At 73.6% G+C, this 19,481-nt stretch carries 21 protein-coding genes; 8 read left to right on the top strand and 13 right to left on the bottom strand.

Translation table 11 applies throughout. The features are described from left to right. Window positions 1–44: 44 nt before the first annotated feature. From ACFYXA_RS06785 to ACFYXA_RS06770, 4 genes are all read right to left on the bottom strand, one after another. Complete coding sequence (locus ACFYXA_RS06785; RefSeq protein ID WP_389028812.1) at window positions 45–1,238, bottom strand: SfnB family sulfur acquisition oxidoreductase; 1,194 nt, start codon at window positions 1,236–1,238, stop codon at window positions 45–47. Window positions 1,239–1,245: 7 nt separating this feature from the next. Continuing rightward, the gene (ssuE, locus tag ACFYXA_RS06780; protein WP_352251822.1) at window positions 1,246–1,800 is read right to left on the bottom strand and encodes an NADPH-dependent FMN reductase; all 555 of its coding nucleotides are present in this window, start codon (window positions 1,798–1,800) and stop codon (window positions 1,246–1,248) included. A gap of 21 nt (window positions 1,801–1,821) precedes the next feature. Then, window positions 1,822–2,970 carry a dimethylsulfone monooxygenase SfnG gene (sfnG, locus tag ACFYXA_RS06775; RefSeq protein ID WP_389028807.1) on the bottom strand — a complete coding sequence of 383 codons (1,149 nt, stop codon included), beginning with the start codon at window positions 2,968–2,970 and terminating at the stop codon, window positions 1,822–1,824. Between the two features lie 166 nt (window positions 2,971–3,136). After that, window positions 3,137–3,214: a putative leader peptide gene (locus ACFYXA_RS06770; RefSeq protein ID WP_352234107.1), complete on the bottom strand. Its 78-nt coding sequence runs from the start codon at window positions 3,212–3,214 to the stop codon at window positions 3,137–3,139. Window positions 3,215–3,357: 143 nt separating this feature from the next. Between ACFYXA_RS06770 and ACFYXA_RS06765 the strand changes: the two genes are divergently transcribed. Continuing rightward, on the top strand, window positions 3,358–4,269 hold the full coding sequence (locus ACFYXA_RS06765) for a LysR family transcriptional regulator (RefSeq protein ID WP_389028804.1): 912 nt from the start codon (window positions 3,358–3,360) through the stop codon (window positions 4,267–4,269). A gap of 22 nt (window positions 4,270–4,291) precedes the next feature. Here ACFYXA_RS06765 and ACFYXA_RS06760 read toward each other — a convergent pair whose 3' ends face one another. From ACFYXA_RS06760 to ACFYXA_RS06750, 3 genes are all read right to left on the bottom strand, one after another. Next, window positions 4,292–4,459, bottom strand: coding sequence for a hypothetical protein (locus ACFYXA_RS06760; RefSeq protein WP_351096580.1), 168 nt, complete (start codon window positions 4,457–4,459; stop codon window positions 4,292–4,294). Window positions 4,460–4,548: 89 nt separating this feature from the next. Beyond that, window positions 4,549–6,687: an MMPL family transporter gene (locus ACFYXA_RS06755; protein WP_389028799.1), complete on the bottom strand. Its 2,139-nt coding sequence runs from the start codon at window positions 6,685–6,687 to the stop codon at window positions 4,549–4,551. 174 nt (window positions 6,688–6,861) lie between these two features. Further along, window positions 6,862–7,338, bottom strand: coding sequence for a MarR family winged helix-turn-helix transcriptional regulator (locus ACFYXA_RS06750; protein WP_352251830.1), 477 nt, complete (start codon window positions 7,336–7,338; stop codon window positions 6,862–6,864). Between the two features lie 129 nt (window positions 7,339–7,467). Here ACFYXA_RS06750 and ACFYXA_RS06745 point away from each other — a divergent pair, with 129 nt between their 5' ends. After that, the gene (locus ACFYXA_RS06745; protein WP_352251832.1) at window positions 7,468–8,988 is read left to right on the top strand and encodes an SDR family oxidoreductase; all 1,521 of its coding nucleotides are present in this window, start codon (window positions 7,468–7,470) and stop codon (window positions 8,986–8,988) included. Between the two features lie 136 nt (window positions 8,989–9,124). Then, entirely contained in the window at window positions 9,125–10,489 is a 1,365-nt protein-coding gene (locus ACFYXA_RS06740; RefSeq protein WP_389028794.1) for a cryptochrome/photolyase family protein, read from the top strand. A 46-nt stretch (window positions 10,490–10,535) separates the two neighbouring features. Here ACFYXA_RS06740 and ACFYXA_RS06735 read toward each other — a convergent pair whose 3' ends face one another. Continuing rightward, on the bottom strand, window positions 10,536–11,609 hold the full coding sequence (locus ACFYXA_RS06735; protein WP_352251836.1) for a MerR family transcriptional regulator: 1,074 nt from the start codon (window positions 11,607–11,609) through the stop codon (window positions 10,536–10,538). Between the two features lie 156 nt (window positions 11,610–11,765). On the opposite strand from ACFYXA_RS06735, the gene ACFYXA_RS06730 reads away from it, so the two are divergent. Next, entirely contained in the window at window positions 11,766–12,362 is a 597-nt protein-coding gene (locus tag ACFYXA_RS06730; RefSeq protein WP_352251853.1) for a sigma-70 family RNA polymerase sigma factor, read from the top strand. Between the two features lie 120 nt (window positions 12,363–12,482). Next, window positions 12,483–12,923, top strand: a complete 441-nt coding sequence (locus ACFYXA_RS06725; protein ID WP_352251838.1) for an SPW repeat protein — start codon at window positions 12,483–12,485, stop codon at window positions 12,921–12,923. Between the two features lie 107 nt (window positions 12,924–13,030). Here ACFYXA_RS06725 and ACFYXA_RS06720 read toward each other — a convergent pair whose 3' ends face one another. The 3 genes from ACFYXA_RS06720 to ACFYXA_RS06710 all read right to left on the bottom strand — a co-directional run bounded on the left by ACFYXA_RS06720 (window position 13,031) and on the right by ACFYXA_RS06710 (window position 15,217). After that, window positions 13,031–13,828 carry a GNAT family N-acetyltransferase gene (locus tag ACFYXA_RS06720; protein WP_389028789.1) on the bottom strand — a complete coding sequence of 266 codons (798 nt, stop codon included), beginning with the start codon at window positions 13,826–13,828 and terminating at the stop codon, window positions 13,031–13,033. Window positions 13,829–13,903: 75 nt separating this feature from the next. Beyond that, window positions 13,904–14,755 (bottom strand): aldo/keto reductase, encoded by an 852-nt coding sequence (locus ACFYXA_RS06715; RefSeq protein ID WP_389028786.1) that lies wholly within the window; start codon window positions 14,753–14,755, stop codon window positions 13,904–13,906. 126 nt (window positions 14,756–14,881) lie between these two features. Further along, on the bottom strand, window positions 14,882–15,217 hold the full coding sequence (locus ACFYXA_RS06710; RefSeq protein WP_352251844.1) for a hypothetical protein: 336 nt from the start codon (window positions 15,215–15,217) through the stop codon (window positions 14,882–14,884). Window positions 15,218–15,363: 146 nt separating this feature from the next. Here ACFYXA_RS06710 and ACFYXA_RS06705 point away from each other — a divergent pair, with 146 nt between their 5' ends. Together ACFYXA_RS06705 and ACFYXA_RS06700 are read left to right on the top strand one after the other, a co-directional pair. Next, window positions 15,364–16,425 (top strand): ABC transporter permease, encoded by a 1,062-nt coding sequence (locus ACFYXA_RS06705; RefSeq protein ID WP_389028782.1) that lies wholly within the window; start codon window positions 15,364–15,366, stop codon window positions 16,423–16,425. 111 nt (window positions 16,426–16,536) lie between these two features. Beyond that, window positions 16,537–17,070, top strand: a complete 534-nt coding sequence (locus ACFYXA_RS06700; protein WP_389028779.1) for a DoxX family protein — start codon at window positions 16,537–16,539, stop codon at window positions 17,068–17,070. A gap of 84 nt (window positions 17,071–17,154) precedes the next feature. On the opposite strand, the gene ACFYXA_RS06695 is transcribed toward ACFYXA_RS06700, so the two are convergent. Then, window positions 17,155–17,370, bottom strand: coding sequence for a hypothetical protein (locus ACFYXA_RS06695; RefSeq protein WP_351096601.1), 216 nt, complete (start codon window positions 17,368–17,370; stop codon window positions 17,155–17,157). A gap of 411 nt (window positions 17,371–17,781) precedes the next feature. Between ACFYXA_RS06695 and ACFYXA_RS06690 the strand changes: the two genes are divergently transcribed. Then, window positions 17,782–18,219, top strand: coding sequence for a DUF2809 domain-containing protein (locus ACFYXA_RS06690; RefSeq protein ID WP_389028776.1), 438 nt, complete (start codon window positions 17,782–17,784; stop codon window positions 18,217–18,219). Here the strand turns inward: ACFYXA_RS06690 and ACFYXA_RS06685 are convergent. Beyond that, a complete protein-coding gene (locus ACFYXA_RS06685) occupies window positions 18,206–19,189 on the bottom strand; it encodes an expansin EXLX1 family cellulose-binding protein (RefSeq protein ID WP_389028773.1) in 984 nt (327 codons plus the stop codon). The genes ACFYXA_RS06690 and ACFYXA_RS06685 overlap by 14 nt on opposite strands. Between the last annotated feature and the right edge of the window lie 292 nt (window positions 19,190–19,481).

The raw sequence follows: 19,481 nt of genomic DNA, 5'->3' as shown, positions 1-19,481 counted from the left end.
GGGGTCTCCGATCGGGGGGCCCGCCGGCGGGCGGGGCGTGAGGGCTACAGCAGGCCGTGGCGGGGCGGCCGGGTGCCGTTGAGGACGTACCGGCCGATGTGCTGGATCTTCCAGTGGGCCGGATCGTGCAAGGTGTGGGTGCGGGCGTCCCGCCAATGGCGGTGCAGGTTGGACGAGTCGAGCGCGGAGCGGGTGCCGGAGACCTCGAACAGAGCGCTCGCCGTGTCCACCGCCGTCCGTGCCGCGTGCGCCTTGGCGGCGGCGACGGCGACGGACGCCTCGGCGGCGGTGTCGTCGGTCAGGTCGGCGCGCGCCGCGTCGACCGAGCGGGCGGCCTGCGCGAGGAGGGCCTCGGACGCCCGCAGCTGGACGGCGAGTTCACCGAAGCGCTGGATCAGCAGCGGGTCCTCGGCGGCCGTCTCCACCCCGCTCTCGAACCACGGGCGGCTCTTGGTCCGCACGAACTCCGCGGCCTCGGCGAGGGCCCCCGACGCGATGCCGGCGTCGATGGCGGCGTGCAGCAACTGGGCGTACGCGCCGTGGAGTTGCGGCCCCTCGAAGGTGAGGTGATGGGGCAGGACCCGGTCGCCCGGGACGGCGACGGATTCGAGCCTGACCGTCCCGCTGGCCGTCGTCCGCTGCCCCATGCCGTCCCAGTCGTCGACGACGGTGACGCCGGGCGCGTCGGACGGCACGTACGCCACGTGCAGCCGGTCGTCGTCGGCGCGGGCGAGCACCGGTATCCAGTCGGCGAAGAGGGCGCCGGTGCAGTAGTGCTTGACGCCGTCGAGCAGGTACGAGCCGTCGGGCCGGCGCCTGAGGCGGGTGCGGATGTGCTGGACGTGCCGGGTGCCCGCCTCGGACTGGGCGTTGCCGAAGCGGCGGCCTGCGAGGAGTTCCGCGAAGAAGAACTTCCGTTGCTCAGGCGTTCCCTGACGGCGGATCACGTTGACGTAGGCGAAATGGCTCTGCGGGATCTGGGCGAGGCTGGCGTCGGCGGCGCCGAGCAGCCGGAAGACCTCCGCGAGGGTCCGCGCGCCGACGTCCGCGCCGCCGTGCTCGGCGGGAACGGTGACGGCGAGCAGCCCGGAGCCGGAGAGACGGTCCAACTCGGCCCTCGGCAGCCGTCGTTCGGCGTCACGCTCGGCGGCTCCGGTACGGAACTCCTCGGCGAGGGCGGCGGCCACGGCGAGGGCCTCGGCGTCGTCGGCGATCACCCGGGCGGGCGGTGCTGTCACGGTCGCCTCAGCTCGCCGCGGCCAGGTGGGGCGTGCGGCCCAGGACACCCGAGAACTGGTCGAGGACCTGGCCGAGGGCTTCCGCGGCGGCCGGGGCGAGAGTGACCGAGCCGTCCTCGTGGGCGGTGATGTCCTTGTCCAGGGTGAACCAGCCCTGCACGATGTGGGCCGCGCCCATGGAGTTCAGGACGGGCCGCAGCGCGTAGTCGATGGCCAGCACATGGGCGACGGAGCCGCCGGTGGCGAGCGGCAGCACGGTCTTCCCGGCGAGCGCGTACTGCGGCATCAGGTCGAGGAGCGCCTTGAGGACACCGGAGTAGGACGCCTTGTAGACGGGGGTGCCGACGACGATCCCGTCGGCGCGGGCGAACAGTTCGGTGGCCTCGACGATCGCGGGGTGGCGGAAGTCGGCGCCGAGCAGGGCTTCGGCGGGGACGGTGCGCACGTCGAGGGGGATCACCTCGTGGCCCTGTGCGGCGAGCCGCTGGTCGAGGTGGCGCAGCAGACGGCCGGTGCGGGAGGAGGCGGAGGGGCTGCCGGAGACGGACAGGACGGTGGCCATGGGCCCTCTTTTCAGGTGTGGTCAGGCGTGGGCGGGGACGGAGCGCGGATCCCGTGTCTCCTCGTCCGGGAGCGCGGCCTCCAGCTCGCGGACGAGGGGCAGGACACGCCTGCCGAAGTACTCGACCTCCTCGTGGTAGTGGAGGAAGCCGAGGAGGAAGAGGTCGACGCCGAGCCTCTTGTAGGCGACGATCCGTTCGGCGATCTGCTCGGGGGTGCCGATCAGGCCGGTGCGGAAGCCGTCGTTGTACTGGACGAGGTCCTCGAAGGTGGAGTCCTGCCACATGCCCTTGCCGTCGGCGGTCGACCGGCCCGCCTGCTTCACGGCGTCGCCGAAGCCCGCCACCGCCTCGCTGTCGGCCTGCGCGACGATCTCCCGGAGCGTCTCGCGGGCCTCGGCCTCGGTGTCGCGGGCGATGAGGAAGGCGTTGAGGCCGAACTTCGGCGCGGTGCGGCCTGCTTCGGCGGCGGACCGGTGGACGTCCGCGATCTGCTCGGTGACCCCGTCGAAGTCCTTGCCGTTGGAGAAGTACCAGTCGGAGACGCGGCCGGCCATGGCGCGGGCGGCCGTGGAGTTGCCGCCCTGGAAGATCTCGGGATGGGGGCGCTCGGGGGTGTTGAGGGGCTTGGGCTTGAGGGAGAAGTCGCGCAGCCGGTAGAAGTCGCCGGCGAGTTCGGTGTGGTCCTCGGTCCAGATCTGGCGCAGGGCGCGGATGAACTCCTCGGAGCGGCGGTACCGTTCGTCGTGTTCGAGCCAGGGTTCGCCGAGGGCGGTGAACTCGCCCTTGAACCAGCCGGACACGACGTTGACGGCGAAGCGGCCGCCTGAGAGGTGGTCGGCGGTGGCGCCGAACTTGGCGAGCACGCCGGGGTGCCAGAGGCCGGGGTGGACGGCGGCGATGACCTTCAGCCGCTCGGTGGCGAGCAGCAGGGCGAGGCTGAAGGCGGTCGACTCGTGCTGGTACTCGGCGCCGTAGCTGGCCATGTAGCGGACCTGGCTGAGGGCGTAGTCGAAGCCGTTGTTCTCGGCCAGGACGGCGAGTTCGCGGTTGTACTCGTATCCCCAGTCCGTGCGCTGCTCGATCTTGCTGGTGACGAGTCCCCCGCTGACGTTGGGGACCCAGTAGGCGAACTGCAGGGGCTGCACGGGGTGTTCTGGCGCGGCGGACATGCGGGCTCCTGTCACGGAAGTTTTCGGGCACGCCGAATTCACACGGTGCGCGATTCACGAGGTGCGCGGGCGCGAAAAAGCCCGGGCGGGCACGGGAATGCCCGGACGCATCGAATTCAGGCGGGAAAAGGGAAAAGCGCGGCGGTTCTCGCCGGAGAAGGGGGAATCAGGCCGCGCTGCGACAGGAGGCGCTGGAGACGCGCGCGAGGTCGACGTGGCGTCGCCGCGTGAGGTCCAGTCGCATCTTCATGTCGTAGAGCCTGGCAGCCGTCCGTCCGGGCCGTCAAGGCAAACCCGACCGGTCTCGTATCGCGGACCATTGAATTTCACGAAGGCGTGACAGGGAAACCCTTGAACCGGGAGGGAATGGGCGCGCATGGTGCCGGGGTGCGAACAGAACAGCTGGAATACATCGCGGCGGTCACCCGGCTCGGTTCACTGCGCCGGGCCGCCGAGGAACTGCGCCTTTCGCAGCCCGCGTTGAGCGAGACCGTGCGGAATCTGGAGCGTGAGCTCGGCGTGGACCTGCTGGAGCGCAAGCGGTCCGGCGCCACGATGAGCGCCTCCGGCCGTGAGCTCCTCCCCCACATCGTCGATGTGCTCGACGCGGTGGACCGGCTGCGCTCGGCGGCGGGCGAGCAGCACCGGATCAGCCGCATGGTGCGCGTCGGCACGGTGAACGCGGCGACCGTGCCGCTGCTCGTCCCTGCGGTGCGGGACTTCCGCGCCGAACATCCCCTGACGCAGGTGGAGGTGGTGGGCGCCCAGCAGACGGACATCCACCGGGGGCTGCTGGAAGGCGGGTTGGACCTGGGGCTGGTGAACCATCTCGACGGCGACGACATGCCGGCCGAGTTCGATTCCACCGAACTGCTGCGCGGCCGGCCGGTGGTGTGCGTGCGCCCGGACAGCCCGCTGGCCGCGCGTGCGGAGGCGTCGGCGGACGACCTGCTCGACGTGCCCCTGATAGGGATGCGGTCCGGGTATGTGATGCACCGCTATGTGCACCGGCTGCTCGGCGGCCGGGCTCCGGCCTTCGCCTACTCCACCGACGGGGCGGAGATGGGCAAGCTGATGGTCGCCGAGGGGCTCGGAGCGACGGTGCTGCCCGACTTCAGCGTCGTCGGGGACCCGTTGGAGCGGCGGGGCGCGATCGTGTGCCGGCCGATCCGCGGGGAGGACACCCGGGTGCTGCTGATGCTGCGCCGGCGCCGCGCGCACTCCGTGCCGCAGGCCGCGCGGGACCTGCACGAGGTGTTCGTGCGGACGGCGCGCGGCCTGGCGACGGCCGGCCGCTGAAGGGCGGTCCGGCTCGGCTTGTTCACTCCTCTTCGCCCGCCGGCACCACGACGAGGAACGCGTCCGACTTCAGGTCCATGACGACGGTCGCGGGCTCCCCCTCGGCCCGCCGCCGCGCCGCGTACTCCTCCGCCGGCCACGATCCGCGCGGAGCTCCCGCAGGAAAACGCTCCAACACCTTCGCGCCCATAGCGGCAGACACCTCCAGTTCCGACCCCGATGGCTCACTGTCTCCTCACTTGCTGTCTCCGCGTGTGCCCGGGATCGGCGCGAGCATGTTCAGGTGCGTGCGGCGAGGTCCGGGTCGCCCTCGGCGCCGGAACGCGCGGGGTCGGCGGCGCGGCTGAGCCGTCCGGGCCACCAGGCGCGCCGGCCGATGTCGCGCACCAGGGCGGGCACCAGCAGCGAGCGCACGACGAGCGTGTCGAGCAGGACGCCGAAGGCGACGATGAAGGCGATCTGGGCGAGGAAGGCCAGCGGGATCACGCCGAGCGCGGCGAAGGTCGCGGCGAGCACCACGCCGGCGGAGGTGATGACGCCGCCGGTGGTGACCAGTCCGCGCAGGACGCCTTCGCGCACCCCGTGCCGCAGTGACTCCTCGCGGACCCTGGACATCAGGAAGATGTTGTAGTCGACGCCCAGCGCCACCAGGAAGACGAAGCCGTACAGCGGCACGGAGGGGTCGGTTCCGGTGAAGCCGAGGACGTGCCGGAAGACGAGGCTCGAAACGCCCAGCGTGGCGAGGAAGTTCAGGGCCACGGTGGCGACGAGCAGGGCGGGCATCAGCAGCGAGCGCAGCAGCACGGTGAGGATGAGGAAGATGATCGCGAGGACGGCGGGGACGATGAGGGCGCGGTCGCGTTCCGCCGTGCGCAGGGTGTCGTACTGCTGGGCGGTGTAGCCGCCGACCAGGGCGTCCGCGTCGGGCACGGCGTGCAGGGCGGTGCGCAGGCGCGCCACGGTGTCCCTGGCCGCGTCGCTGTCGGCGGCGGCGTCGAGGGTGACGTCGACGCGGACACGGCCGTCGACGACCAGAGGCGTCCCGCCGGGCCGTCCGGACGCGGCGACCGGGGCGGCGGAGGCGACGCCGTCGGTGGCCTCGGCGACGGCGACCACGCGCCCGGCGCGTGCGGCGTCGGCGATGACGACCGTGGGGTTGCCGGCGCCGCCGGGGAAGTGCTGGGCGAGGGTGCTCTGGGCGGCGACGGAGGGGGCGTCGTCGACGAAGGTCTCGTCGAGGGGCACGCCCCGGGAGGCGAGGGTCGGGGAGAACGCGGCGCAGGCGAGCAGGCAGGCCAGGGACACCGCCCACACCTTGCGGGGCGCCCGGTCGACGAGCGCCGCGATCCGCTGCCACACGCCGGTGCCGGCGCTCGGGCGGGCCGGGCGGGGGGTCGCCGGCCAGTAGGCGGCGCGGCCGAGGAGGACCAGCACGGCGGGCAGGAAGGTCAGGGTGCTGACGACGGCGGCGGCGATGCCGATGGCCCCGACCGGTCCGAGGGCCCGGTTGTTGGTGAGGTCGCTGATCAGCAGGGCGAGCAGCCCGAGGGCGACGGTCGCGGCGCTGGCCACGACGGCGCTCCAGGAGCGTCGCAGCGCGGCCCGGGCGGCCGTGAACCGGTCGGTGCGGGCGGCTGCCTGCCGGGGCATCAGTTCCTCCCGGTAGCGGGCGGTGAGCAGCAGGGCGTAGTCGGTGGCGGCGCCGATCACGAGGATGGACAGGATGCCCTGGACCTGTCCGTCGACGCGCACCACGCCGTGGTCGGCCAGCGCGTAGACGACCGCGCAGGCGAGGCCGAGGGAGAACACCGCGCCGAGGATGATCACCAGGGGGAGCAGCAGGCTGCGGTAGACGAGCAGCAGGATGACGAGGACGGCGACGAGGGCGACCGCGAGCAGCAGTCCGTCGATGCCGGCGAAGGCGTCGGACAGGTCGGCCTGGGTGGCGGCGGGTCCGGCGAGGTGGACGGTGGTGCCGGGGACGCGTTCGGCGGCGGCGCGGACGCGGTCGAGGGCGGGGGCGAGTCCGTCGCCGAGGTCGGGGCGCAGGGGGACGACCCCTTGGACGGCCTTCCCGTCCTGGGAGAGCAGGGCGGGCGAGGCCCGGCCCGTCACGCCGGGGGCGTCCGCCAGGGAGGCGAGAGCCCGGTCGGCGTCCGCACGCCGGTCGCGGACCGTGCCGCCCCCGTCCGACGTCCATACGACGATCGCGGGGAGCGCCTCGTCCTGCCGGAAGGCCCGCTGCGCGGCGATCACCTCGGTGGACTCGGCGCTGCGCGGCAGGAAGGCCGCCTGGTCGTTGGTGGCGACCTCGCCCAGGCGCCCGGCATAGGGGCCGAGGACGCCGCCGACGCCGAGCCAGACGGCGACGAGGAGCAGCGGGACGAGCCAGCGGGCGCGTCGGCGTGTGACGGACATCGTTCTCCCACGGAAGGTGTCTCGACGACTGGCAGTCCCTCGGCGATCGAGGGATCGCGTCGCTCTCTCGACAACTGACAATCTCAATGATCGAGTTACTTTGCTGGCGATCGTAACCGGCATCTGTTCTTCCGCCGGCGGCCGGCCCCCGGATGCGGGAGTTCGAAGCCGTTCCTAGCGGACGGGTGGCGTGACCTCCGCCAGTTCCTCGCTCATCGCCGTGAGGAAGCGCAGCACCACCGACAGCTCGTCCTCCGTGAAGCGGGTGCGGGCGGCCTCGGTCGCCTGGGCCAGCGGCCTGAAGTAGGTGCGGGCGGCCGACCGCGCGTCGGCCGCGTAGTGCAGATGGACCACGCGGCGGTCGGCGCTCTCGCGCACCCTGCGGATGTGCCCCGCGCGCTCCAGCCGGTCGACGCAGGCGGTGACGGCCCCCGAGGTCAGGCCGAGGTGCTCGCGCAGCCGCTTGGGCGTCATCGGCTCCTCGGAGTCGAGGATCGCGGCCAGCGCCTGGACGTCCGTCGCGTGCAGCCCGTGGTCGCCGGCGAACCCGTGGACCAGCCGGTTGATCTCGCCGTTCATCCGCCGCAGCCGTACGGCGAAGGCGTGCAGGTCGGTCGCCGCCGCGGGCGTGTCGTCGTTCGCTGTGGCCACGCGGTCAGCGTAGTCGCTGACCGCGGATCACCCGATCGTGCGCACGGCGCCGGGTCGCCGCATCCGCGGGCGGCCCCCGGGTGGAAGCGATACCGAGGGGGCCCGCCGACATGTGAGGACCGACGACCCATGACCGCAGACGGCCGCGGCGCCGAGGCGCCGCTCTGCCTGGTGACCGGTGCCACGGGGTACATCGGCGGCCGGCTCGTCCCGGAGCTGCTGGAGGCGGGGTACCGGGTGCGCTGCCTGGCCCGCTCGCCGGAGCGGCTGCGCGACCACGAGTGGGCCGGCCGGGCCGAGGTGGTGCGCGGGGACGTGACCGACGCGGAGTCGGTCGGGGAGGCGATGCGCGGCGTGGACGTCGCGTACTACCTGGTGCACGCGCTGGGCACGGGCGCGGACTTCGAGGCGACCGACCGGCGGGCGGCGCGGATCTTCGGGGAGCGGGCCCGCGTCGCCGGGGTGCGCCGGATCGTCTACCTGGGCGGGCTCACCCCGGCGGGAGTGCCCGAGCGGGAGCTGTCCCCGCATCTGCGCTCCCGCGCCGAGGTCGGCCGCATCCTGCTGGACTGCGGCGTCCCGACGGCCGTGCTGCGGGCGGCGGTCGTCATCGGCTCCGGCTCGGCCTCCTTCGAGATGCTGCGCTACCTCACCGAGCGCCTCCCGGTGATGGTCACCCCGAGCTGGGTGCGCACCCGGATCCAGCCCGTCGCGGTACGGGACGTGCTGCGGGCCCTCGTCGGCAGCGCCGGTATGCCGCCGGACGTCAGCCGGGCCTTCGACATCGGCGGGCCCGAGGTCCTCACCTACCGCGAGATGATGGCCCGTTACGCCGCCGTGGCGGGCCTGCCCCGGCGCGTCATCGTGCCGGTGCCGGTGCTCACGCCGCGCCTGTCCAGCCACTGGGTGGGCCTGGTGACGCCGGTGCCCGCGTCGATCGCCCGGCCGCTGACGGAGTCGCTGCGGCACGAGGTGGTCTGCCGCGAACACGACATCGCGCGGTACGTGCCCGACCCGCCGGGCCATCCGGTCGGCTTCGACGAAGCGGTGCGACTGGCCCTGAAGAAGGTGCGCGACGCCCAGGTCACCACCCGCTGGTCCTCCGCGTCCCTGCCCGGCGCCCCCAGCGACCCGCTGCCCACCGACCCCGACTGGGCCGGCGGCAGTCTCTACACCGACGAGCGCGAACTGCCCGTGGACGCCTCCCGGGCTGCCCTGTGGCGGGTCATCGAGGGCATCGGCGGGGACAACGGCTGGTACTCCTTCCCGCTCGCGTGGGCGGTACGGGGCCGGCTGGACCGTCTGGTCGGCGGGGTGGGCCTGCGCCGGGGGCGGCGGGACGCGGCGCGGCTGCGGGTCGGCGACTCGCTCGACTTCTGGCGGGTCGAGGAGATCGAACCCGGGCGGCTGCTGCGGCTGCGCGCCGAGATGCGGCTGCCGGGCCTGGCCTGGCTGGAGATGCGCGCGGAGTCGGACGACGCAGGCCGCACCCGCTACCGGCAGCGCGCGTTGTTCCACCCGCACGGACTGCTCGGCCAGGCGTACTGGTGGGGCGTGTCGCCGTTCCACGCGGTGGTGTTCGGCGGCATGGCCCGCAACATCGCCCGGACGGCGGCCGCCACGTCCCCCGAGAGGGCGCCGGCGCCATGACGGCGGATCCGTACACGGGCCCGAACTGCCGTCCCCCGTACGGGTGGTGGCGTCTCTTCCTGTTCCTCCCGCATCCGTGGGCCGCGCCGGGGCGGAAGAACCGAGCGGCCCGCCCGTCTCACCCGGAGTCAGCGTCATGAACGTCTCGGTCGTCCTGTTCACCTCCGATCTGCGTCTGCACGACCATCCGCCGCTGCTCGCGGCGCTCGACGGGGCCCGCGAGGTGGTGCCGCTGTTCGTGCGCGACCGGGCCGTGGACGCCGCCGGGTTCGCCGTCCCCAACCGGCTGGCGTTCCTCTCGGACTGCCTGCGGGACCTGGACGCGGGGCTGCGCGAGCGGGGCGGGCGGCTCGTCGTCCGCTCGGGGGAACCGGTGGAGCAGGTGTGCCGGGTGGCGGCCGAGGCGGGCGCCGACGAGGTGCACATGTCGGCCGACGTGAGCGCGTACGCGAAGCAGCGGGAGGAGCGGCTGCGGCGCGCCCTGGAGGCGGAGGGCGTGCGGTTGCATGTGCACGACGCGGTGACGACGGCCGTCGCCCCCGGCGTGCTCACACCGTCCGGCGCCGACCACTTCGCCGTCTTCACGCCGTTCTACCGGCACTGGTCGCAGAAACGGCTGCGGGATCCGCTGGGCGCGCCCCGGACTGTGCGCGTCCCGGACGGCGTGGGCTCGCAGGAACTGCCCTCGGACAAGGGGACCTCGCCGGGGCTGGCGCCGGGCGGCGAGAGCGAGGCCCGCCGCCGGCTGACGGCGTGGCTGCGCGACGGGATCGCCGCCTACGAGGACCGGCACGACGACCTCGCCGGCGACGGCACCTCCCGGCTCTCGCCGCACCTGCACTTCGGCGCGCTCTCCCCCGTCGAGCTCGTGCACCGGGCGCGCGCGGCGGGCGGCCCGGGCGCCGGGGCGTTCGTACGGCAGGTCGCCTGGCGCGACTTCCACCGCCAGCTGCTGGCGGCCCGCCCGGACGCCTCCACCGCCGACTACCGCACCCGGCACGACCGTTGGCGCACGGAGCGCACCGCGCGCGAGGACATCGAGGCATGGCGGGAGGGCCGTACCGGCTACCCGGTGGTGGACGCGGCGATGCGGCAGCTCCGGCACGAGGGCTGGATGCACAACCGCGGCCGGCTGCTGACCGCGAGCTTCCTCACCAAGACGCTGTACGTGGACTGGCGCATCGGCGCGCGGCACTTCATGGAGCTGCTGGTCGACGGGGACGTGGCGAACAACCAGCTCAACTGGCAGTGGGTGGCGGGCACCGGCACGGACACCCGGCCCAACCGGGTCCTCAACCCCGTTCTGCAAGCGAAGCGTTATGACCCGGACGGCGCGTACGTACGCCGCTGGGTGCCCGAACTGGCCGGGATCGACGGCGCGTCGGTGCACGAGCCGTGGAAGCTCCCCGCGCGGGAACGGGCCGCTCTCGACTACCCGGACCCGCTGGTCGAACTGCCCGAGGGGCTGGCCCGCTTCCGCAAGGCGCGTGAACGGGGCTGACAGTCAGGGAGTTGCAGCTCGGACGGGACGTTCGCGGGCGCGGCTGTCACCGGCCGGGCGGGAGGGCCGGTGATCCCGGCCGTGCTCCCGTGAGCAGGTTCAGGGCCTCGTGCAGTCCCGCCGGCCGGGGCATGCCCTGGACCGGGCGTCCCGCCCAACCGGGGCCGCCCAGCACCACCGTGGGGCTGCGCCGGGCGCCGCTGACGCCCCAGCGGGTGTCCGCGAGGTGCCGGGCGAGGGCGGTGCTCGCCGTGGAGCGGGACTGCGCCCACAGCACCACCGCGGACGGGCCGAGCCTGCGGACCGCCGCCGTCAGCGCCTCCGCCGGCACCGCGGCGCCGAACATCCGCGCGGGGACGCCGAGTCGGGCGAGCCCGGCGTTGAGCGCCTCCAGCGGCAGCGTGTGCTGCTCACCGGGCACGCAGGCCAGCATCACCGCGCCGGGGGCGGTGATCGGCTCCGTGAGCGGCCGGGCGGCGCGGCGCAGCACGGTGGAGACGTGCCAGGACAGCAGGTGCTCCACCTCGATGTAACGGTCGTCGGAGGACGCCCACTTGCGGCCCACGGCGTGCAGGGTCGGCACCATCACCTCCTGCCAGGCGACAGTCAGTCCGTGCCGTTCGACGGCCTCGCTCAACTGGTCCTCGACAGCGGGCGCGTCGAGGCGTACGGCGGCTCGGGCCAGCCCCCGGCACTCCTGGCGCACGTCCCGTCCCAGCGGGAGCGCCCCGGCCGCGCGCGAGCGGCCGACGGGCGGCTCGGGCGACCCGGGGCGTTCGGAGTGCTCAGGGTGCCCGGCGTGCTCGTCCGTCCAGCCAATGGGCGCCGTGGTGTCGTCCGCCGGGTATCCGCCCGTCTCGCCCGCCTTCTTCGCCGCCCTCGCCGCCTCCGCGGGCGGCACCCCCGCCGAGGTGAGCCGGCACATCGCCTCCAGGACGGCCACGTCGTCGTGCCGCCAGCGGCGGTGCCGGCCGTCGGCGCGGACGGCGGGGCCGATGCCGTAGCGGCGGTCCCAGGAGCGCAGCGTGGTGGGCGCGACGCCCAGCCGGCGGGCCAGCGCGCCGGTCGTCAGGGCCGCGTCCTCGGAGGGGGGCGTGGTGCTCGGAGGTGTGGTGCTCATACCTCGACGATACGACGCAGGAACGACGCATGTTGAGTGATCGACGCACCGCTTCGCACGATGGCGTCCACCGGGGGCCACCCCGGTGGACGTCCGCACCGGCCTCGCGGCAGGCCGCCCGATGTGTCAGGAGCCGTCGCCATGAGCCCGCTCGCCATGATCACGCAGCCGATCGCCCCCACCGCTCCGCGGCCCCTCGCCGAGGAGTCGCTGCCCGACGAGGAGGTGGCCCGGCGTCTCGTCGCCGGGGAGGAGGCCTTCCTGGCTGTCGCCTACCGACGCTGGTCCGCCCTGGTGCACGCGCTGGCGCTGCGCTCCCTGGGGGACGCGAAGGAGGCCGAGGACGTCACCCAGCTGGTGTTCCTGGGCGTCTGGCGCGGCCGCGCGGGGTACCGGCCCGAGCGCGGCACGTTCGGCGCCTGGATCGTCGGCATCACCCGCCGCAAGATCGCCGACGCGCTCTCCGCACGGACCCGCCGCCGTGATCTGGTCGCCTCGGCGGGCTCCGACCTCGCGCTCGCCGACCCCGCCCTCGACCGCCCCGAGACCTCGCTCGACCGCGTCCTGCTCCACAGCGAGCTCGCCCGGCTGCCCGCGCCGCAGCGGTGCGTGCTGCGGCTGACCTTCTACGAGGACCTCACCCAGACGCAGATCGCGGCACGCACCGGCTGGCCCCTGGGCACGGTCAAGAGCCACGCCCGGCGGGGGATCCACCAGCTGCGCAGGCGTCTGGGTCCGGAGGTGCGGGACTGAGTACGCGCCCTGTTCCGACCTCTACACATAAAGGCTGAATAAGCGCAAAATGAACCTGCGCGGCGCTCACCGCACACCGCACCAGACGCGGTCAGGCCTGCAAGTCAAAGGAGACGAGTCATGGCCAACGTCTCGCCCACGAGAGGCGACATGTCGACTCACCCGGATGTCTCCGAGATGCGGACGAGGTACGACCGCATGCTCGGCGGCCGTGATGTGGCGCTCGTCGACGGACCGGTGTTCCTGCTCGGTCTGTACTGCGCCGTGTCCCCGTGGACGGTCCACTACAGCGCCGGCCAGCCCGCGCTCATGACGCACAACCTGATCGTCGGCATAGCCATCTGCGTGCTGGCGCTCGGGTTCACGGCGGCTCCCGCCCGGATGTACGGGCTGAGCTGGGCCATGTGCGCGCTGGGCATCTGGATGATCATCGCCCCGTGGGTCGTCGGATCCAGCCCCGACGCCGGTGTCGTCGTGAACAACGTCATCATCGGCTGCCTGGCTCTGATCCTCGGGCTGATGTGCGCCGGCACGGCGGCGAAGAGCGTCCCCAGGTCGTAAGCGGACCCCTGGGGCGTCAGGCCCTCCCCCGCCCACAGGTCATCACACCCGCACAGGAGGAAAGGCGACTCGGCCGGTCCGCGGTGGCGCGGGCCGGCCCGGTCGCGTCACCGGCGCGCCGGCGGCCGGTGGACGTACGGCGTCGTCGTGGTCAGGGCGGCGAAGCCGAGGCGTTCCAGGATGGGGCGGCTCTGGTCGGAGGCGTCGACCTGGAGGTAGCGGTAGCCGCGGTCGGCTGCGATCCGGGCGCGGTGGGCGACCAGCGCGCGATAGACGCCGCGGCCGCGCCAGGCGGGGGCGGTGCCGCCGCCCCACAGGCCGGCGAAACCCGTGCCCGGGATCAGTTCCATGCGCGCCGAGCTGACCGGCTCGTCGCCCGCGAGGGCGACCACGGCGACGGTCTCGTCCGGGGCGATGTCGAGCCGGGCGAGCATCCGGTCGCGCAGCCACGAGCCGTCCCTGCCGAACGCCTTCTCGTTCGCCTCGACCATGAGGTCGACGCCGGCCCGGTCGGTGACGGGGACGATGCGCATCCCCTCGGGCGGCGCGGCGGCGGTGAGCTGTGTGTCCGTCTCGGCGATCATCAGCGTCTCCTCCGGCTCTGCGGTGAACCCCGCCGCCGCGAGCCGCCGTCCGAGGTCGGCCGGACGGTCGTGACCGTAGAGCTTCCACTCGAACTCGTGGCCGAGGCCGGTGAACCAGTCGATCTGCTCGGCGATCGCGGCGTCGACGTCCGCCGCGGACATGCCGTCGAGGCCGGACCAGAGGACGCCGTTCCAGCCGTCGGCGGAGGCGATCTGCCGGACCACGCTCCCGGCGCGCTCGACACGGGCGTCGGGGCTGTCGGGGCGGGCGCCTTCGCGCATGTCCCGGTCGTACAGGGCGAGTGTCGCTGCGTGATCCATGCGGGTACTTCAGCAGGCCGGTGCGGCTGTCTCAACGCAATTAACGTACGGGGCGCGACGAGACGGAGCCGGCGGTCAGTCGGGGATGCGGATCTTGCCGAGCCGGGCCGTCACGGCCGGGTCGCGATGGTCGAAGAACTGGGACACTCCGGTGTCGAGAGCGGCGATGGACGCCATCTGCTCGTCGGTGAGCTCGAAGTCGAAGACGTCGATGTTCTCCCGCATGCGTTCCGCGCGGACCGACTTGGGGATGACGACGACCTCCCGCTGCACGAGCCAGCGCAGCACGACCTGCGCCACGGACCTGCCGTGCTCGCCGGCGATCCCGCTCAGCACCGGGTGGGTGAAGAGATCGTTGCGGCCCTCGGCGAAGGGCCCCCAGGACTCGATGCGCACACCGCGCTCCCGCATGAGTTCCTGGTCGGCGGTGCGCTGGAAGAACGGGTGGGTCTCGACCTGGTCGACAGCGGGCGGGATCTCGTTGTTGTCGATCAGGTCGACGAGCCGGTCCGGGTAGAAGTTGGACACCCCGATGGCCCGGGCGAGCCCCTCGCGATGGATCTCCTCCAGGGCGCGCCACTCGGCGTACACGTCGCCGTAGGGCTGGTGGATCAGATACAGGTCGACGTGGTCCAGGCCGAGCTTGTCCAGCGAGACGCTGAAGGCCCGCCGGGCGTTCTCCTCGGCGGGAGCGTCCTGGATCCACAGCTTGGTGGTGACGAAGAGCTCCTCGCGCGGAACGCCGCTCCTCCTGACGGCCCGGCCGACGGCTTCCTCGTTCTGGTAGGCGGCGGCGGTGTCGAGCGAGCGGTAACCGGCGGCGAGGGCGTCGGTGACGGCCTGCTCGGTCCGCTCCGGCGGGATCTGGTAGACGCCGAACCCGAGGATCGGCATCTCCACCCCGTTGCCGAGAGTGACGCTCCGCATGACACTGCCCTCCGCCCTGCCCCCGCCCTGGACACGACCGCCGCCGGGTGGAGTTCCCCCCGGGTTCCACGGCCCGAATGATTCAGACGCACCGACGGCCTTCGTTCCGTGTTCCGAGGGGCCCGGTCATTCCGGGTGGGCCACGGCATCCCTGTGGAGTTGTGCCGCTGCCAGGAGGGACAGGGCCGGTTCCGCCCGGCGCAGGGCCTTCACCGCTGCTGTCGAGTCGAGGGGGCCCGTGAAGCCGGCGGCTGCCAAGCGGGTGCGGACCCATTGTGCTCGGAGGCGGGGTTCCGAGACGGCCGCGGTGGACTCGACGAGGGCTGCGGCGCGTTCCAGGCCGGGGCGGTCCTCGGGGGAGGCGTCGGCCAGGGCCTTGCGCAGGGTGTCGGCGATCAGGTCGGAGTCCCGGAGGACCAGGACGACGTCGTGTTTCTTGTTCGGTCCCAGCAGGGGTGTCATGGGCGTCATCGTCGTCACCATGTCGCTCAAGCGGCAAGGGACTTGAGCGTTTTCAGAGGCCCGTGCGGCCGCCGGGGCTCCGCCGCCGCCGCTCAGGGGGCGTACGGCGCGGTTTCGCCGCGGGGCTCGCGGTAAACGGGAAACGCATGTCCGAAACGCCACACGGCAGTCACGCCAGGCCGCCGACGCCCGCGGAGCGACGGGCTCGGCTCAAGGAGTCGCCGTTGCTGCCGGCGGCCGTGCTCGTGCTGATCCTCACGGCCGCGGCGGCCCTGTTCGCGGGTTCGTACACCTACTCGATGGCGGATCCGACCCCCCACTCCGTGCCCCTCGCGGTGACCGGGGCGTACAAGGAGCCCCTCGGCCGGAAGTTCGTCGTCGGCATGGAGGAGGCGCTGAACGCGGGTGTGAAGGTCCACCTCTACGACACGCCCGCCGCGGCCCTTACCGCCGTGGAACAGCAGCGCGACTTCGCGATCCTCGACGTGCGCGACCAGGGGCGCTCCGTCGTGCTGGACCTGTCCTCGGCGTCCGGCGCGTCGGTGGCGGAGGTGCTGGCCAAGGCCGCTCCGGCGGTGGGCGGGAAGACGGGGGCCGCGGTCACCGTCCGGGACGTCAACCCGCTCCAGGAGGGCGATCCGCGCGGCCTGGCGATCTTCTACGTCTCCCTCGCCGCCGTGATCATCGGCTTCGTCGGAGCGATCCAGCTCAGCGTGCACGCCCGGGCCCTCACCCCGATCGAACGCATCGCCTGCACCGTCGTGTACGCGCTGCTCGGCGGGTTCGCCATCGCCGCGACCGTGGACTGGCTGCTCGGCGCGCTGGACCTGCCGTTCGTCGAGTCGTGGCTGATCCTCGCGCTCACGATGTTCACCAGCGGCATGGTCTTCACCATGTTCAACACGCTCGTGGGCCGCTGGGCGATGCTGCCGACATGGGGCCTCATGGTCCTGCTGGGCAACCCCTCCTCGGGCGGCGCGGTGTCCTGGCCGCTGCTGCCGTCCCCGCTGGGCGTGATCGGCCGGTGGCTGCCGCCGGGCGCCTCGGTGAACGCCCAGCACACGGCGGTGTACTTCGCCGGGCACCAGCACGTCTTCCCGTTCCTGGTGCTCGCCGGGTGGGCGCTGGTGTCGTGCGCGGTGTTCTGGATCTGGCGGCACCGCCATCCCGGCGGCCGGGAGACGGCACCCGCGCACGCCGCCCCGTGAGCGCCGGGGGACCGCCCCGCGTTCCGTGTCCCCGACGCCGAGTGACGTGCGCCCTCGTGGGGAACCCGGTCACCGTCTGTGTCGTGTCGGTCAATCTGTCTGGAGAGGACCATGAGTGTGCTGCGTCTGGTCGGTCGTCCCCTGCTCGCCTCGATGTTCGTCTCGGGCGGCCTGGGCTCCCTGCGGGCGCCCGAGCAGGTCACTCCGGCCGCCGAGCCCGTCGTACGGCCCGTCACCGACCGGGTGACGGCTCTGCCCGACCGCACCGAGGAGGTCGTACGGCTCAGCGGTGCCGTGCAGGTGGCCGGCGGACTGCTGCTGGCCACCGGGCGTGTCCCGAGGGTGGCCGCGCTCGCGCTCGCCGCGACCCTCGTACCGACGACCCTTGCGGCGCACCGGTTCTGGGAGGTGAAGGACCCCGAGGAGCGGGCGCAGCAGCGCATCCACTTCCTGAAGAACGCCTCCATGCTGGGCGGTCTGCTGATCGCGGCCGCGGACACCGCCGGCAACCCGTCCCTCGCGTGGCGGGGCCGGCACGCCGCCCGGGACGTGCGGCGGGAGGCGCGGCTGGTGCGCCGGTCGGTGCGGGCCGCCGCCCGTCCGGCGGCCAGGGCCGGCGCGGCCCGCGCACGGCTCCCCCACTGAGCGGTCGGCGAACCGAACGGCCTGCGGCCCCTGACCACGTCGGACGTGGTGAGGGGCCGCAGGCCGTCGCGCGCTGTCCGTGTGTCAGGCAGCGGTGTGAACGGCGGTGGCGGTGCCGAGGCCGAGGCCCTCCGGCGAGGCGACGGCCAGGACGTCGGCGCACACGCCCACGAGCGGCGTCTCCACCTGGAGACCGCCGGACCCGACGGCGGCGAGGCCGGCGGCGGCACCGGCGCCGGCGAGGCCGTCCAGGTCGGAGTCGGACAGCTCGACGGTGTCCACCTGAGCGGGGAGGTTCATCACTCGCGGTTCCCTTCACGTTCTTCCATGGCAGGAGTCCGCCGGACATCCCAGGTGGGACGGTCCCCGGCGACTCCAGGACGCGAGGATCCAAGCACGCCGGACGGAGCGGGGACCAGCCGCTCGGCGGCCGCCCGGGCGCGTCGCGCCGCCCCGCTCCACGGGTGTGACCACCCGGTGAGCGAATGCCGCGCGGCCTTCACAGTCCCTCCGCCGAGGCCGTCGTACGACCGTCGCCGGACAGGCCGGCCGGCCGGTGCGCGCAACCCTTGCCGCCGGTCTCGACAGGGTCGTCACAAGCGGTCCAGGTCTCGTCCGCCCGATGCGACCGCGGTGTGAGGGATTCCCGGATTTTCCGCCCCCATCGGGTGCGCACACCCCGGCCGGCGCCGTACGGGGCAGGATGCTCCCGTGCCCTTCACCTTCCGGACCGATGAGGAATCCCGCCGCGGGACGGCCGCTCGGACCCGTTGGGCGGCCGCCGCGGCCGCACTGGGAACGGTCGGCGCGGGGCTCGGGCTGCGGGCCGTCGCGGCGGGCGAGGTGGCGAAGTACGGCGGGGACGCGCTCTACACGGTGCTGGTCCTCACCCTCGTCGTCCTCGCCGCGCCCCGGGCGACGCCCCTCGCGGCGGCGGGCACCGCCCTGGCCGTCAGCTGGGCGGTGGAGTTCCTCCAGCTCAGCGAGGTCCCCTCCGAGCTCTCCCGGCGCAGTGTCCTCGCCCGCCTCGTGCTCGGCTCCACCTTCAACCCGCCCGACCTGCTCTGGTACGCGGTCGGCGCGGCAGCGGGGTGGCTCGCCCACACCGCGCTGCTCCGGGCGACGGGAGCGGTGGTCAGTGCCGGCTGAACTGGGCTCCCGTGGGCTGCAGGACGTCGGGACGGACCGGCAGGGCGCCGATCTCGAGTCGTTCGCCGTAGATGTCGGTGACGCGCAGGGACTTGCCGCAGCCGGCGCCCTGTTCGGACAGGAAGTAGTTGAAGTCGGCGCGGGGCAGGGCCCGCCAGCCGCCGTCGGCGGCGACCTCCAGCCGGGCCACGGGGTTGCGGTGGCCGACGACCTGGATGCCGCACCAGTACGCGCTGGACCCCGTCTTGTAGCGGACGGAGATCTTGTCGGAGGTGCTGGGGCTCAGCAGGCTCCAGGTGACGGAGAGTCGGCCGGCGGAGAGGTCGGCGAGCTTGGCGAACGCCTGCTTGCTGAGGTCGACCTGCCCGGGAGCGCAGGGCAGCGGGCACTCGTTGGTGACGCGGACCGTGACGGACGCGCCGGCGGCCGTGCGGACGACGATGTACGCGCCGCACGCCTTCGCCGACTCGTAGTCGGTGTGGTTCATCGCCGCGACCATGAGGTCGTCGGTCGGGCCGTACAGGCACGCCCCGTTGCCGTCACCCGCGTCGTAGTGCGTGGCGAGCCCGGCGTAGGAGACCCCGGGGCGGATCCGCCCGGCCGAGGGCGTGTCGGCGGCCGTCGCCCGGGAGGCGGCCCGGGCCGACGCGCGCGCCGTGGGGGACGCCGACGGGGTCGCGGAGGCCGTCGTGCTCGGGGTCGCCGTCGGGGAGGGGGACGCGGACGGGGAGGGTGCGGCCGGCGCGGTCGGGGACGGCGGCGTGGGCCGGGATGCGGCGGAGGCGACGGCGGCCCGGCCCGCGGCGCCCGCCCGGGATCCGGCTCCGGCGTCCGTGTGGGCGCCGGGGCCGGACCGTACGGTGATCACCAGGTAGACGAGCACGCCCAGGGCGGCCAGCGCCGCGGTCGTCATGGTCCACAGTCCGCGCCTGCCGGGGCGGCGTCGCGCGGCGTGTCTCGTAGCCTTCATGTCCGTCCGTTCGAAAAGTGCGGGTAGACGTCTCGCCCGTCAGTCGCCGCCCGGGGCGCGGAGGTTGCCGCCGTCCTCGAAACTTTTCGGGCCCGCCCGGCGGCCCTCGCCTCGGGCGGCGCGGTCGTCGACGTCGCGTCAGCCGGCGCAGCCGCCGGGCCGCGCACCACCTGGGTCGTCCGCGCCCCGGCCGGTCGCCTCGCGGAGCGCCGGGCCGCGCGCGACGCCGGGAGGTCCGCGACACTGGGAGGACTCAGCGGTCCTCGCGTGGGCGTGGGCGCGTGGAGAGGAG

Origin of the sequence: Streptomyces sp. NPDC002566, from assembly GCF_042889585.1 — a bacterium.
GTDB lineage: Bacteria > Actinomycetota > Actinomycetes > Streptomycetales > Streptomycetaceae > Streptomyces.
This window is presented reverse-complemented; position numbering and strand designations above follow the sequence as displayed.

What these genes read in the sequence shown, in the direction of transcription:
- ACFYXA_RS06735 (WP_352251836.1), bottom strand. Translation starts at nt 11,609, where the DNA reads ATGAGCACCACACCTCCGAGCACCACGCCCCCCTCCGAGGACGCGGCC.
- ACFYXA_RS06700 (WP_389028779.1), top strand. Translation starts at nt 16,537, where the DNA reads ATGAGTGTGCTGCGTCTGGTCGGTCGTCCCCTGCTCGCCTCGATGTTC.
- ACFYXA_RS06695 (WP_351096601.1), bottom strand. Translation starts at nt 17,370, where the DNA reads ATGAACCTCCCCGCTCAGGTGGACACCGTCGAGCTGTCCGACTCCGAC.
- sfnG (WP_389028807.1), bottom strand. Translation starts at nt 2,970, where the DNA reads ATGTCCGCCGCGCCAGAACACCCCGTGCAGCCCCTGCAGTTCGCCTAC.
- ACFYXA_RS06705 (WP_389028782.1), top strand. Translation starts at nt 15,364, where the DNA reads ATGTCCGAAACGCCACACGGCAGTCACGCCAGGCCGCCGACGCCCGCG.
- ACFYXA_RS06740 (WP_389028794.1), top strand. Translation starts at nt 9,125, where the DNA reads ATGAACGTCTCGGTCGTCCTGTTCACCTCCGATCTGCGTCTGCACGAC.
- ACFYXA_RS06685 (WP_389028773.1), bottom strand. Translation starts at nt 19,189, where the DNA reads ATGAAGGCTACGAGACACGCCGCGCGACGCCGCCCCGGCAGGCGCGGA.
- ACFYXA_RS06710 (WP_352251844.1), bottom strand. Translation starts at nt 15,217, where the DNA reads ATGACACCCCTGCTGGGACCGAACAAGAAACACGACGTCGTCCTGGTC.
- ACFYXA_RS06755 (WP_389028799.1), bottom strand. Translation starts at nt 6,687, where the DNA reads ATGTCCGTCACACGCCGACGCGCCCGCTGGCTCGTCCCGCTGCTCCTC.
- ssuE (WP_352251822.1), bottom strand. Translation starts at nt 1,800, where the DNA reads ATGGCCACCGTCCTGTCCGTCTCCGGCAGCCCCTCCGCCTCCTCCCGC.
- ACFYXA_RS06715 (WP_389028786.1), bottom strand. Translation starts at nt 14,755, where the DNA reads ATGCGGAGCGTCACTCTCGGCAACGGGGTGGAGATGCCGATCCTCGGG.
- ACFYXA_RS06725 (WP_352251838.1), top strand. Translation starts at nt 12,483, where the DNA reads ATGGCCAACGTCTCGCCCACGAGAGGCGACATGTCGACTCACCCGGAT.
- ACFYXA_RS06760 (WP_351096580.1), bottom strand. Translation starts at nt 4,459, where the DNA reads ATGGGCGCGAAGGTGTTGGAGCGTTTTCCTGCGGGAGCTCCGCGCGGA.
- ACFYXA_RS06770 (WP_352234107.1), bottom strand. Translation starts at nt 3,214, where the DNA reads ATGCGACTGGACCTCACGCGGCGACGCCACGTCGACCTCGCGCGCGTC.
- ACFYXA_RS06730 (WP_352251853.1), top strand. Translation starts at nt 11,766, where the DNA reads ATGATCACGCAGCCGATCGCCCCCACCGCTCCGCGGCCCCTCGCCGAG.
- ACFYXA_RS06720 (WP_389028789.1), bottom strand. Translation starts at nt 13,828, where the DNA reads ATGGATCACGCAGCGACACTCGCCCTGTACGACCGGGACATGCGCGAA.
- ACFYXA_RS06745 (WP_352251832.1), top strand. Translation starts at nt 7,468, where the DNA reads ATGACCGCAGACGGCCGCGGCGCCGAGGCGCCGCTCTGCCTGGTGACC.